The sequence below is a fragment of the Burkholderia sp. AU45388 genome (assembly GCF_030481585.1).
GTDB classification, from domain to species: Bacteria; Pseudomonadota; Gammaproteobacteria; order Burkholderiales; family Burkholderiaceae; genus Burkholderia; species Burkholderia sola.
This window is the reverse complement of the sequence record NZ_JAUJPV010000003.1, coordinates 117853-131322: the sequence shown is the minus strand read 5'-3', so window position 1 is coordinate 131322 and position 13470 is coordinate 117853. Positions and strand designations below refer to the sequence as shown.

Annotated in this window: 9 protein-coding genes and 3 pseudogenes; 8 read left to right on the top strand and 4 right to left on the bottom strand. The window is 66.7% G+C overall.

Annotation, left to right across the window (positions count from 1 at the left end):
* Positions 1–41: 41 nt before the first annotated feature.
* The gene (locus tag QZM72_RS08055) at positions 42–1112 is read right to left on the bottom strand and encodes a zinc ribbon domain-containing protein (protein WP_089469864.1); all 1071 of its coding nucleotides are present in this window, start codon (positions 1110–1112) and stop codon (positions 42–44) included.
* Positions 1113–1287: 175 nt separating this feature from the next.
* On the opposite strand from QZM72_RS08055, the gene QZM72_RS08050 reads away from it, so the two are divergent.
* From QZM72_RS08050 to QZM72_RS08045, 3 genes and pseudogenes are all read left to right on the top strand, one after another.
* Positions 1288–2211: a recombination-associated protein RdgC gene (locus tag QZM72_RS08050; RefSeq protein ID WP_089469865.1), complete on the top strand. Its 924-nt coding sequence runs from the start codon at positions 1288–1290 to the stop codon at positions 2209–2211.
* Positions 2212–2400: 189 nt separating this feature from the next.
* Positions 2401–2469, top strand: a pseudogene (locus tag QZM72_RS35620) (GNAT family N-acetyltransferase); the annotation flags it as partial.
* Positions 2470–2645: pseudogene (locus tag QZM72_RS08045) on the top strand (ABC transporter substrate-binding protein); the annotation flags it as partial.
* Between the two features lie 48 nt (positions 2646–2693).
* Here QZM72_RS08045 and QZM72_RS08040 read toward each other — a convergent pair.
* Positions 2694–3254 carry a hypothetical protein gene (locus QZM72_RS08040; RefSeq protein WP_089469866.1) on the bottom strand — a complete coding sequence of 187 codons (561 nt, stop codon included), beginning with the start codon at positions 3252–3254 and terminating at the stop codon, positions 2694–2696.
* Between the two features lie 148 nt (positions 3255–3402).
* Positions 3403–4127 (bottom strand): annotated as a pseudogene (locus QZM72_RS35615) (hypothetical protein); the annotation flags it as partial.
* Positions 4128–4436: 309 nt separating this feature from the next.
* Between QZM72_RS35615 and QZM72_RS08025 the strand changes: the two are divergent.
* From QZM72_RS08025 to QZM72_RS08015, 3 genes are all read left to right on the top strand, one after another.
* Positions 4437–5354, top strand: coding sequence for an alpha/beta hydrolase (locus QZM72_RS08025; RefSeq protein WP_089469867.1), 918 nt, complete (start codon positions 4437–4439; stop codon positions 5352–5354).
* Positions 5351–5782, top strand: a complete 432-nt coding sequence (locus tag QZM72_RS08020) for a MarR family winged helix-turn-helix transcriptional regulator (RefSeq protein WP_089469868.1) — start codon at positions 5351–5353, stop codon at positions 5780–5782. Before QZM72_RS08025 ends, QZM72_RS08020 begins: the two co-directional genes overlap by 4 nt.
* A gap of 453 nt (positions 5783–6235) precedes the next feature.
* The gene (locus tag QZM72_RS08015; protein WP_089469869.1) at positions 6236–7681 is read left to right on the top strand and encodes a sialidase family protein; all 1446 of its coding nucleotides are present in this window, start codon (positions 6236–6238) and stop codon (positions 7679–7681) included.
* 70 nt (positions 7682–7751) lie between these two features.
* Here the strand turns inward: QZM72_RS08015 and adhP are convergent, their stop codons facing one another.
* Positions 7752–8780: an alcohol dehydrogenase AdhP gene (adhP, locus tag QZM72_RS08010; protein ID WP_089469870.1), complete on the bottom strand. Its 1029-nt coding sequence runs from the start codon at positions 8778–8780 to the stop codon at positions 7752–7754.
* Between the two features lie 429 nt (positions 8781–9209).
* Here adhP and QZM72_RS08005 point away from each other — a divergent pair, with 429 nt between their 5' ends.
* Entirely contained in the window at positions 9210–11294 is a 2085-nt protein-coding gene (locus QZM72_RS08005) for a TonB-dependent receptor (RefSeq protein ID WP_089469871.1), read from the top strand.
* A 460-nt stretch (positions 11295–11754) separates the two neighbouring features.
* On the top strand, positions 11755–13374 hold the full coding sequence (locus QZM72_RS08000; protein WP_089469872.1) for a methyl-accepting chemotaxis protein: 1620 nt from the start codon (positions 11755–11757) through the stop codon (positions 13372–13374).
* Positions 13375–13470: the final 96 nt, after the last annotated feature.

The following is a 13470-nucleotide window of genomic DNA, read 5'->3' as shown; positions in this document are numbered from 1 at the left end:
TCATGACCGTCGTGCGCGGATGCCGATGCTGCACGCTGCCGTCAGCCGGACGACGCCGGCGACTCGCTCCCCTGCGCAACGCCGCATTGATGGCAATGCGGGAAAAAGAAGAAATTCCGGCCGCCGCATTCGCATACGTTGAAAAGCCTTAATCCGCAATGCACGCAGAACGTGGAGTCGTCGCCGCCGAGATTCCATTGTTTGTCGCATGACGGGCAGCGCTTTTTCTCGAGCGACCGGACGGCTTTTTCGTATCCGATCGTGCGCGCCCGTTCGCCCTGGTCCTGCTGCAACTCGAGCCGTTTGCGTTCGGCATAGCGCTGAAATGCCTTCATCATGTAAAGGCCGGCGAATACCGTCAGCACGATGCCGACCAGGACCCGCACATAGCCGCCGAAATTCGGCAGGTACGGCACCAGTTCAATGAAAAACGCGCTCAATGCAAACAGGCCGAAACCGTACACGAACGGCCAGTAGCGCGCCTTCCGGTAGCGGATGAACAGCCAGGTCGCGACGAGCAGGATCGGCAGCGTCAGCGCGAGCCGCAGCCCGAACACCTGCATCTCGTAGCGCCGCGTCGCGTCGTCGAAGCGCCGTTCGGCGGCTGCGTCCGCTTCGGCGATTTGCGTGTCGACTCGAGCCTGCTGCGATGCCAGTGCCCGTTGCTGGTCGCCGATCGCGTCGATCTGATGCTGCCAGTTGACCACCACGGCCTGGAGCGCATCTAGCTTGCGGGTTCTCGCCAGAATGTCCGGATCTCTCGCCCCATCCCCTGTCACCGCGCGGGTGGCCAGCCAGTTGCGGAAGCTTTCCTTCTCGGCCGCGTATTCCTTCGCGGCGCGGCCGCGCGCCACTTCCATCGTGTCGGCCTTCTCGGCAAGCGCGTCGCGCTGCGTCTGCAGTTGGCGCCGTGCCGCGTCCAGCCGCGCTTTCGCTGGCGCATCGGCGAATTGCTCGACGACCGGCGGACCGCCCCTCGGGGCGAACGCCATGTCGCGGATCACGAGACTGCCGAGCATGTTCAGAAAAACGGCGAAGATGATCGCAATCGCCCAGGAGGCGAGTCGCAGGAGCCGCGCCGGGCTGGTCAGGCCGTCGCCGGAAGTCATCATTGTTTTTGCCCTCTTGTTGGAATGGCTTTCATTGTCATCAATCCTGACGCAGCCGTCGATGGTCTCTCTTTTCCGATAGCGGGACTGCCCACGATCGTGGATCGATGCATCAAATGTCCGCAACTGGCCGCTAACCGCCTCGTCAGCTAGAATGACGCGCTTTGCCCGTACGCCTATGTGGTTCAAGAACCTTCAGCTTCATCGTCTTCCCGCACCCTGGGCCGTTACCCCCGACCAGATGGAAAAATGGCTGGCGCCCCACGCGTTCCAGCCGGGCGGCAGCGTCGAGATGCAGCGTGCCGGATGGGCGTCGCCGCGTGACGACGGCGCGCTCGTGTATTCGAACAACCGGCAGATGCTGCTGCTGTTTCGTGCCGAAAAGAAGCTGCTCCCGGCGTCGGTCGTCAATCAGGTGACCAAAGCGCGCGCCCTCGAAGTCGAGGAGCAGCAGGGCTTCAAGGTCGGCCGGAAGCAATTGCGCGAACTCAAGGAACAGGTGACCGACGAACTGCTGCCGCGCGCATTCAGCATTCGCCGCGATACCCGCGTGTGGATCGACACGGCGAACGGCTGGCTCGTCATCGATGCGGCGGCCCAGGCGCTTGCCGACGACGTTCGCAGCCTGCTCGTGAAATCGATCGACCCGTTGCCGCTCGCCGGCGTTCAGGTGGCGCGTTCGCCGGTCGCCGCGATGACGGACTGGCTGCTGTCCGGCGACGCGCCGGGCGGATTCACCGTCGATCAGGACGCCGAGCTGCGCTCGAGCGGCGAAGGCGGCGCCACGGTGCGATACGTCGGCCACGCGCTGGAAGCGAACGACATGCGCCGGCACATCGAAGCCGGCAAACAGTGCATGCGCCTCGCGATGACCTGGGATGACCGGATCTCGTTCGTGCTGACACCGTCGCTGACGATCAAGCGCGTCACGCCGCTCGACGTGATCAAGGAGGCGGCGGATCCCACCGCGCAGAACGACGATGAACGCTTCGATTCGGATTTCACGCTGATGACGGGTGAATTGGCGCGGATGCTGACCAGCCTTGTCGAGATCCTGGGCGGCGATCGGCAGGACGCGATTCCTCAGGCGGCGGCAGCCTGAACGCCGTCGTCGTTGACGATCGTCGCCCCGCGCTGACGCGACAATTCGAGGAACATCCGTCGCCACGCTGGCGGCGGACTCCGGCCTGGCACTCGCGCCCCTGACGGCCACGTGCCGAATGTCGCGTGAGCGGCATGGCGCGTTGAGCCGGTAACCAGATGGGAGCGGCGTGCCGGCGGGGAGGCGCTATCGGCGCGCGGCGAATTCGCGCGCTACCCGGCCGAACTGTTCGCGCCGCCCGACGGCGCGTTCGTGCTAAATGCGGATGTCGCGATCGCGACGCGTCGCGGCAGCGGGCTCGCGCCCGCGCTGACGCTCGCGCCAATGCGCTGATCGGCAACGGCCGCGACGGGCAGGCGCTCGCGCGCTGGGGATTGCAGAGCGAGGCGATCGCACGGGCGCAGACCAATCCGCCGGGGTTGCCGTCGTTCTGACGCGCGGCAGCGCGGCGCGCCAATCCGGCCAGGTTTCGGCGAGGTCCGTCACGGGCAGCGCGGCGCGCGAGCCAGGTCCACGTCGGTCGTCGACACCTGCTTGCCGTTCACATGCAGTTGCCGCAGCTTGGCCTCGATTCCCCATTTCGCTTCGTAGGGGAACACTTCATAGTCGAGACCGGGTTGCGGCACGAACGACCGCGCAACATGCTCGACGCGCTGGCTGATGGTGGTCGTGCCCGCCGCGCCCATGTCGATGATCCGCTGTCCGCCGATCTGAAACGTCATCGTGAGCGGCAGGTTCGCCTTGACCACGTACTCGTCGTAGTACTTGTATGCGTCATCCGGCAGCGGCATGCCGATCGTCGTGTTGCCCGCCAGTGCGCGCGTAAAACCCGGCACGGCTACATCCATGCCGGGCGGCCCCTTGAGAAACCAGTCGTCGGTCGGTTCGCAGGTGGTGTTGAAATAAAAATGGGAACTGGCGCCCAGATACACCCGAATCCGCGCTTCCGTTGCCGGATCGTACGCGCCACCACGATTCGCCCCGGTATTCGCACAACCGGCCAGCACCCCGCATGCCAGTAAAACCCCTGCCATCTTTCGCATCGATTGCTTCGCTTCGTTATTCGATTTCTGATTTCGAATCGTAAGACGGCGCTACCCGTGCGGCGCCTCGCGATCCCGCTCTCGTCGGCCATGGCCCATGGTCCGATTCGCGGATTGTAACCGGCGGCGGTTCAGCCCCGACTCGGGGAGGCGCCGCGAACGCGCCCGCATACGAGCGGTCGAGTAGCTTCGACGTGTCGTACGCAGCCGGAATCACGCCTGACTTGTGCAGGAAGTCGGCCGTGTTCTGCGCATCCTTCGCGGCCGTCTCGTCAACCGGGCTCACGCGCTGTTTCGCGTTGTCGAGCCAGCGATACGCGACGTCGGCTTCGAGATTCGCGCGTTTCGCCCACAGGTCCGCGTACTCGCGCGGATGGCTGTCGACCCACTGGCGCGCGGCCACCACGCGCCGCAGGAAATCGGTGATCTCGGCGCGCTTGCGCGACGCGGCCTGCTCGTTCGCGGCGACGAAGCTCAGCGCCGGCATCAGCCCCTGCGCGGTCGTCACGGGCCGCGCGCCCTGCCGCAACGCGAGCGTGCTGACGAACAGCTCCCACCGCGATACCGCATCGACCGAGCCGTTCGCGAGCGCGTTGGCCGCGTCGATCGGCATCAGGTACGCAGCGCGGAATCGCCGAGGAAGCCGAGGTCGATCGCGTTGCCGTTCAGGCTTTCGGCCACCGGCGCGGCGGCCTGGAAGTGCTTCCATTCGATCGTGTACGGCAGGTCCTTCAGCACGCCGGACGCTTCCATCGACGCCTGGGTGTTGAAGTCGTTCTGTTCACCGACGCGCAGCGTGACGGTGTCCTTGGCGATGCCCGGCTGCGCGGCGAGCGCCAGCAAGAGCGCCGTGACGATTCGGCTCAGCAACATGATCCTCCGGAAAGTTGGCGGGCAGCCGCGCGACGGCGGCGACGCCCTTTTGTCCGTTTTGTCCGCCGTGCGAAACCGCCGGCGAGATGGATGGAACCGGTGAAGATCTGTCGATCCACGACATGACACAAATGCAATCTTCTTCTCTGCAAAGATGCAAATATTTTATGAAGTACGGGTGCATGCCCGGTGCTCGCCGCCGGCCGCCACCCCGTGAAGTTCGAAGGATTTCTCGATAGATATTTCGCGCGCGAAATAAATTCCCGACTATATTTCGCATACGAAATAACTGCCCGAGCGAGCACGACCATGCCCTCCCAACCTATCGAGTTTTCCGCCGCGGACGGCTACGTGCTGCACGGCACGCTGTGGTCGCCGGACGCGACACCGCGCGCGCTGGTCCTGATCCATCCGGCGACGGCCGTGCCCGAGCGGCTGTACGCGGGCTTCGCGCGGTTCCTGACCGAGCGCGGTTTCGCGGCGCTGACCTACGACTATCGCGGCATCGGCGCATCGCGGCCCGCGCGCCTGGGCGCGCTGCGGGCCCGCATGCGCGACTGGATGGAACTCGACGTGGGCGCCGCGACCGCGTGGGCGCGGCACGCCTATGAAGGGTTGCCGCTGCTGGCGGTCGGCCACAGCGTCGGCGGGCACGCGATCGGCCTGTCCGGCGCGACGACGCATCTGCGCGCGGCCGTGCTGGTCGCCGCGCATGCGGGCAGCACGCGGCTGATCGCGCACGCGGCCGAACGCCTGAAGGTGCGGCTGATCCTGCGCGTGCTCGGCCCGCTGACGTCCGCGCTGCTCGGCTACGTGCCCGGCAGGCGGCTCGGGCTCGGCGAGGATCTGCCGGCCGGCGTGTTCCGCGAATGGAGCCACTGGACGACGCTGCCGCACTACTTCTTCGACGATCCGACGCTCGGCGCGGCCGAACGCTTCTCGAAGCAGCAGTTGCCGATCCTCGCGCTCGGCTTCGACGACGATCCGTGGGCGAACCCGGCCGCGATCGGCCTGCTGGTAAGCTATCTGACCCGCGCGAAGGTCGAGCGCCGTCAGATCGATCCGCGCGCGGCGGGCAGCGGCCCGGTCGGGCACATGGGCTTCTTTCGCAGCCGGCCCGGCGCCGTGTTGTGGCCCGACGTCGCCGACTGGCTCGCGCAGGCGCTCGACACGCCGCGCACCGCGGGCCGTCCCTCCCTTTCCGTTGCAGCCGGGAACCCAGCTTGAGCGAAGACCGACGACTGTTTTTCCTGTTGAACATCGGCCAGCGGCGCGTGCAGCGCTGGATCGACCGCAAGGCCGAGGCCGACACGCGCGCGAGCGCCGCGCAGGCCGGTGCGCTGTTCTGTCTCGCGAAGCAGGACGGCGCGCTGATCGGCGAAGTCGGCGCCGCATTGCAGCTTGCGCCCTCCGCGATGACGGGGCTCGCCGACCGGATGGCGAAGGCCGGCCTGATTACGCGTCACGCCGATTCGGACGACGGCCGCGCAACGCGGCTGTACCTGACCGACGAAGGCCACGCGGCACTCAAGCGTGCGCGTGTGCTGCTGCGCGAACTCAACGGCAAGCTGTGCGACGGCTTCTCCGACGACGAACTCGACGTCGTCGCACGCTGGCTGCACGCATTGCAGGAGCGGTTTCCGGCGGAGCGCTGAACAGCGCATCGCGCTCGCGACCGGCGCGCGCCGGCCTCCATCGCAAGCGATTGCGATTCGCGTCTTCGATTCGACTTTCATGCCGCCGCAACGGCAAATCTTGCGTGCCGGCCACCGGCTTCCGGCAACGCTTTCCGGCTACGTCCTGTTACAAAAAACCGCCTGTCGCGCGACATTCGAATCGCCTACATTGCAATCCACTTCGACACATTCGTCGCATGCCCGCACTGGCGTTCCCGTCGGGTCGACATCGCAGACACACCCGACAAGCATTGAAAACGAAGAGGAGTCTTAACCGAAGCGCTGGCGGCATCCAGCGCACGCGGATGGCGATGACTGAAGCGGCACGCTGAATGGCACGTCACGACGTGCGCGGCACGATTGACCGCGCCCCGGCTCGCGTCGTCTCGTCTTGCCCCGCCATCGCATTCGCACCTCACCGAGGAGTCGTCCATGCGACGCATGATCGTGTCCCATCCGCTTGTCACCCGCCTGTCCGCCGCGATGGCGCTGGCCGCCGCTGCCGCCGCGCATGCCGAGCCCGTCGTCGTGTCCGGCCCGAGCCCGTTCGCCGCGTGCACCGTCGGCGGCCCCGGCACCAACTACGTGAATGCAGAAGTCGAACCGTGGCTCGCGGTCAACCCGGCGAACCCGAACAACATGATCGGCGTGTGGCAGCAGGACCGCTGGTCGAACGGCGGCGCCCACGGGCTCGTCGCCGGCTACACGTTCGATGCGGGCGCAACCTGGGCGCGCACGCCGCAGCCGTTCAGCGCCTGCGCGCCGGGCGGACTCAAGTACGAACGTGCGTCCGATCCGTGGGTCTCGTTCGGGCCGGACGGCACCGCTTACTCGGTGTCGATCTCGTTCAATCAGTCGAACAACGCCAACGCGGTCGGCGCGTCGGTGTCGACCGACGGCGGGCAGACGTGGAGCAACCCGGCCGTGCTGATCGCGAACGACGAGCCGACGACGCAGTTCTTCAACGACAAGGAATCGGTGACGGCCAACCCGGTGAAGGCCGGCACCGCATATGCGGTATGGGACCGCCTCGAACTGCCGAACGGCAACCCGTACGCGAACCTGCACACGCAGGCGTACCGCGGGCCGACGCTGTTCTCGAAGACGACCGACGGCGGCAAGACGTGGAGCGCCGCGAAGGTCATCGTCGACGTGCCGTCGCGCCAGCAGACGATCGGCAACCAGATCGTCGTCGATCCAAAGAGCGGCACGCTATACGATTTCTTCGACCTGATCCAGCCGCCGTTCAACAAGGCGGCCGGCAAGGTCGCGTTCGTCAAGTCGACCGACGACGGCGCGACGTGGACCAAACCGCGGATCATCGCGGGGCTGCAGACGGCCGGCGTCACGGATCCGAACACCGGCGAACCCGTGCGCACCGGCGACATCATTCCGGAGCCGGCGATCGACCCGGCATCCGGGCAGCTCTACGTCGCGTGGCAGGACAGCCGCTTCAACGGCGGCACGTACGACGAGATCGCGCTATCGACGTCGAAGGATGGCGGCGCGACCTGGAGGGCGCCGCAACAGGTGAACACGCCGACCGGGCGCCCCGCGTTCAATCCGTCGGTGCGCGTCGACAACACGGGGGCGGTCATGGTCACGTACTACGACTTCCGCGACCTGCAGGCCGGCAACACGACGACGCTGCCGACCGGCTTCTGGCGCAAGATCTCGCACGACGCCGGCGCCACGTTCGCCGACGAGCGGCGCGTCGGCGGCCCGTTCGACATGAAGCTCGCGCCCAACGCCGAAGGGTTCTTCATCGGCGACTACCAGGGGCTCGACGTGCTGCCGTCATCGTCGTTCCATCCGTTCTTCGTCCAGACCAACGCGGGCAACCTGACGAACCGCACCGACGTATTCTTCGCGCCGTGATGCGAGGATGACCGTCACGCCGCCGCCGCGATGCCATGCGTCGCGCGGCGGCGTGCGCACGTTCACGGCATCAATGCATGTCGGTCAGCACGATGCGGCCGTCGACCTTCCCTTCCCGCAGCTTCGCGAATACGTCGTTGATGTTGGCGAGCCGGTCGCGATGGATGTGCGCGCGCACCAGGCCTTCCGCCGCGAAATCGAGCGACTCTTGCAGATCGCGCCGCGTGCCGACGATCGACCCGCGTACGGTGATGCCGTTCAGCACGGTCGAGAAGATCGGCAACGGGAAATCGCCCGGCGGCAAGCCGTTGAGCGCCACCGTGCCGCCGCGGCGGACCATCCCGAGCGCCTGCGCGAACGCGCTGCGCGACACGGCCGTGACGAGCACGCCATGCGCGCCGCCGATTTCCTTCTGAAGCACCTTCGCCGGGTCGTCGACCGACGCATCGATCGTCAGGTGCGCGCCCAGCTGCCGCGCCAGCGCGAGCTTGTCGGGCGAGATGTCGATGGCGGCGACGTGCAGGCCCATCGCACGCGCATATTGCACGGCCACGTGCCCGAGACCGCCGATGCCGGAGATCGCGAGCCACTGGCCCGGCCGCGTGTCGGTGACGCGAATGCCCTTGTAGACCGTGACGCCCGCGCACAGGATCGGCGCGATCTCGTCGAACGCCACCTGCGCGGGCAACTGGCCGACGTAATCTGGATCGGCCAGCACGTATTCCGCGTAGCTGCCGTTCACCGAATAGCCGGTGTTCTGCTGGCCATGGCACAGCGTTTCCCAGCCCGTGCTGCAGTACTCGCAATGGCCGCAAGCCGTGTAGAGCCACGGCACGCCGACGCGATCGCCCTCGCGCACGTGGGTGACGCCCGCGCCGACCGCCGCGACGATCCCGACGCCTTCGTGGCCCGGGATGAACGGCAGCGACGGCTTGACGGGCCAGTCGCCGTCGGCCGCGTGCAGATCGGTATGGCAGACGCCCGACGCCTTGATGTTGACGAGAATCTGGCCCGGCCCCGGTGCGGGGATCGGGACTTCCTCGATGCGCAACGGCTCGCCGAACGCGTGTACCACGGCCGCTTTCATGGTCTGGGTCATGCGTTGCTCCTGTCTGGTCGATGAGCGACCCAGTATCCGGTTTCGGCATCGGCGCACGTTGATACGCGTCAACGCATCGGAACGGATCGGATGCAACGGCCGACATGGCTTCGCCACGAGCGGCGTCGTGCGGCGTCGTGCGGCGCGAAAGCCCGACCCGGCGCACGCACGCCGCTTCGCCGCCCACGCGACCATTTCACCGATCCGACAGAAAGCCGACGGAATCCCGCCATTCGGCTTGGAATTTGAAATGATATAACATATCATTTCGCGTGCTCGTCCGCCTGACGCCGTCCGAACCCAGGTGGCCGGGCCTCGCCGAGCGATGTTCCAACGGGTCATTGCGCGTCACAGGCGCAACAATATATCGTATCCAGCGGTGACCCGCCTCGCTCGTTATCCGATCCGATTCCAACCGATTCACCGACCATGCGCGACCTTCCTCGCTTACCGCTTCGCCCGCTCTCGTCCCTGTCGTTGATCCTGTTCGCCGCCGCGGCTCATGCGCAGGCCGATGCGCCCGCCGCGTCCGGCACACCCACGCCGGCCGCCGCGCCGCTCGCGCCGATTTTCGTGACCGCGAACCCGCTCGGCGACACCGAACTGATCGCGCCGACCGTCCAGCTTTCGGGCGATGCGCTGACGCGCCGCCAGGCCGATTCGCTCGGCGAAACGCTCAACGGGCTGCCCGGCGTGTCGACCACCACCTACGGGCCGATGGTCGGCCGTCCGATCATCCGCGGGATGGACGGCGACCGGATCCGGCTGCTGCAGAACGGCGTCGCGGCCTACGACGCGTCGTCGCTGTCGTACGACCATGCGGTGCCCGAGGATCCGCTGTCGATCGAGCGCGTCGAGATCGTGCGCGGCCCGGCCGCGCTGCTGTACGGCGGCAACGCGGTGGGCGGCGTGGTCAACACGATCGACAACCGGATTCCGCGCGAGGCGATCGAAGGCGTGACCGGCGCGCTCGACGCGCGCTATGGCGGCGCGAATTCGGTGCGCGCGGGGGCCGCGCAAGTCGAAGGCGGCAACGGCCGCTTCGCGTTCCACGTCGATGCGTTCGACCGCGAAACGAGCAAGCTGCGGATTCCCGGCTACGCGCGCAGCAGCCAGCAACGCGCGATCGACGGCCCCGACACGCCGCAACCGGAAGGCAACGTGCCGAACAGCGACGGGCGCGTGCACGGCGGCGCGGTCGGCGCGTCGTACACGTGGGCGGACGGCTTCGCCGGCCTCTCGTACAGCGGCTACGAATCGAACTACGGCTCCGTCGCGGAAAGCGACGTGCGGCTGCGGATGCGCCAGGAACGCCTCGCGTTCGCGTCCGAGGTACGCAACCTGAGCGGGCCGTTCACGAAGCTGAAGTTCGATTTCGCGTACACCGACTACCGCCACAAGGAAGTCGACAATGGCGAGACGGCGACCACCTTCCGCAACCGCGGCTACGAGGCGCGCATCGAGGCGCGCCATCGCAAGATCGGGCCATTCGAAGGCGCGATCGGCGTGCAGTTCGGCCAGAACACGTTCTCGGCCCTCGGTGACGAAATGCTCGTGCCGTCCACGCGCACCAACAGCGTCGCGCTGTTCGGCCTCGAGGAATGGCAGGTCGTTCCCGCGCTGAAGCTGAGCCTCGGCGGCCGCTTCGAGCACGTGAAGGTCGATCCCGATCCGGCCGGCGTCGAGAAATTCGCGGGTGCGCAGCCGCGCGACTTCAATGCGGGCAGCCTGTCGGCCGGCGCGCTGTTCTCGCTGACGCCGGTTTGGTCGGTCGCGGCGAACGTCGCGTACACCGAACGCGCACCGACCTTCTACGAGCTGTATTCGAACGGCCCGCACGATGCGACCGGCCAGTTCCTGATCGGCAACCCGAACGCGTCGAAGGAAAAAGCCGTGTCGACCGACCTGTCGCTGCGCTATGCGAGCGGGCCGAACCGCGGCAGCATCGGCGTGTTCTACAACCGCTTCTCGAACTACCTGACCGAGTACAACACCGGCCGCGTGGTGGACGACGACGGCGAACCGGTCGCGCCGGGCACCGACGGCTCGCTGAACGAGGCGATCTATCGCGGCGTGCGCGCCGAGTTCTACGGCATCGAGCTGGACGGCAAGTGGCGCGCATTCGCACGGCGCGGCCACACGGTCGATCTCGAACTGACCGCCGACTACACGCACGCGCGCAACGTCGACACGGGCCAGCCGCTGCCGCGCATCGCGCCGCTGCGCGCGACGCTCGCGGCCGACTACGGTTACGGCCCGTTCGGTGCGCGGGCGCAGGTCACGCACGCGTGGTCGCAGCATCGCGTGCCCGACGACGATTTCTCGACCGACGGCTACACGTCGCTCGGCGTGATGCTGACGTACAAGTTCCGCGTCGGCCCCACGCACTGGCTCGCGTACCTGCGCGGCGACAACCTGACGAACCAGGAGATCCGCTACTCGACGTCGGTGGTGCGCGGCTTCGCACCGGCCGGCGGCCGCAGCGTGATGGCCGGATTGCACACCACGTTCTGACCCTCACATGGCTCGCGGCGCCCGCCGCGGGCTCCATCCGGCGTGCCGACATGGCACGCCGGGGGCCGTTCATTCCTTCATTGCGCCCGTCGGGCGGCGCACGCCGGTTCTCGATACCGGTTTCCGGACTCAATCCCCCGAAATTCCGCCGGTTATCCATAAATCAAAACACAACTCCCAGATGACTGTATTAAAGGGGGTGGTTTTTATTTCGCCAGCAAAAACAATTTCAAATTTCATGCATAAACGAGTGAATTACGGATGCATGCAACTTATTGATCTGGATCAATAATGCCTATCCGGAAAGCCCGCTTCAGTAAAAAAACGAACATCAGGGTTTTTGAAGGGTAAAGAATCATTCCGACTACCCGTTAAAGCCGGCACGAGCCCGTATCTGGTCGAACGATAAATTCCAAATTGCCAACCACACGCGCAGGGGCACAACGTGAAAATCGCCAGAATGAGCATCAAAACAAAACTCCTTGGCGGCTTCGGCCTGCTCGCCGCGGTCGTCGTGATTGTGTCGGGCGTGGCCCTCAAGGCGCTGTCCGATACGAACACCGAGTTTTCACGCTACATAAACGGCATCAACGCGCGGGCGAACCTGTCCGCGCAAATCCGCACCGCGGTCGACCGGCGCGCGATCGCCGCGCGCAACCTCGTGCTCGTCACCCGGCCGTCCGACATCGAAGCCGAACTGGCCGAGGTGAACCAGGCGCACAAGGACGTGCAGGACCGTCTCGCGAAGCTCAAGGAACGCATGGCGAACGCGGCCGACACCTCCGATCGCGCACGCGAACTGGTGGCCGACATCGTGCGCATCGAGGCCGGCTACGGGCCCGTTGCGCTGCGCATCGTCGGGCTCGCGCAGGCCGGCAAGAAGGACGACGCGATCGCCGACATCGACGACAATTGCCGCCCGTTGCTCGCGCAACTGGTGCGTGCGACCGACGCCTATGCGACCTATACGCACGAACGCGAGATCGAGATCGCGCAGGCATTCGCGGATCGCTACACGGTGGAGCGCAACCTGCTGGCCGGCATCTGCCTGATCGCCGTCGCGATCGCGGCCGGCGGCGGCCTGTGGCTGACGCGCAAGATCACGGCGCCGATCGGCTCGGCCGTGGACGTCGCGCGCACGGTGGCGAACGGCGATCTCGGCAGCCGCATCGAGGTACGCGGCAACGACGAAACGCGCGACCTGCTCGACGCGCTGCGGACGATGAACGAGCGGCTGATCGGCATCGTCGGCCGCGTGCGCGACTCGTCGAACAGCATCGCACATGCGGTGGGCGAAATCGCATCGGGCAACCTCGACCTGAGCCAGCGCACCGAGGAACAGGCTGCGTCGCTGCAGGAAACCGCGGCGACGATGGAGGAATTCACGTCGACGGTGCGCCTGAACGCGGAAAACGCGCAACAGGCGAGCACGCTCGCCGCGAATGCGTCGGACGTCGCGCAGCGCGGCAGCTCGGTGGTCGGCCGCGTGGTCGACACGATGACGGAGATCGGCGACAGCTCGTCGAAGATCGCCGACATCACGGGCATCATCGAAGGCATCGCGTTCCAGACCAACATCCTCGCGCTCAACGCGGCGGTCGAAGCCGCTCGCGCGGGCGAACAGGGCCGCGGCTTCGCGGTCGTCGCGAGCGAGGTGCGCAATCTCGCGCAGCGCTCGTCGACGGCGGCCAAGGAAATCAAGGAACTGATCTCCGCATCGGTGCAGACGATCCGCGACGGCTCGGCGCTCGCGGGCGAAGCCGGCAAGACGATGTTCGACGTCACGCAAGCCGTCGCGCGCGTGACTGACATCATGGGCGAGATCGCGGCCGCGTCGGCCGAGCAGAGCCGCGGCATCGACCAGGTGAACCTGACGATCACGCAAATGGACGAGACGACGCAACAGAACGCGGCGCTCGTCGAGCAGGCGGCGGCCGCATCCAAGTCGCTCGAGGCGCAGGGCCGCGAGTTGGCCGAAACGGTCGCCGCGTTCCGGATGCCGTCCGGCGTACATGGGGCGTCGGCGGGCACGCATGCGGGGGAAGCCGACCCGCGTCACTGGCAACCGGCTGCCGCGTAACGGCCTACGCGACGGAAACGAGGATGCGCATATCGTGCTGACGCATCCCCCTCGTCAGCACGATTCCCCGCGATTCGGCCGCTCGCCGCCCGCCCT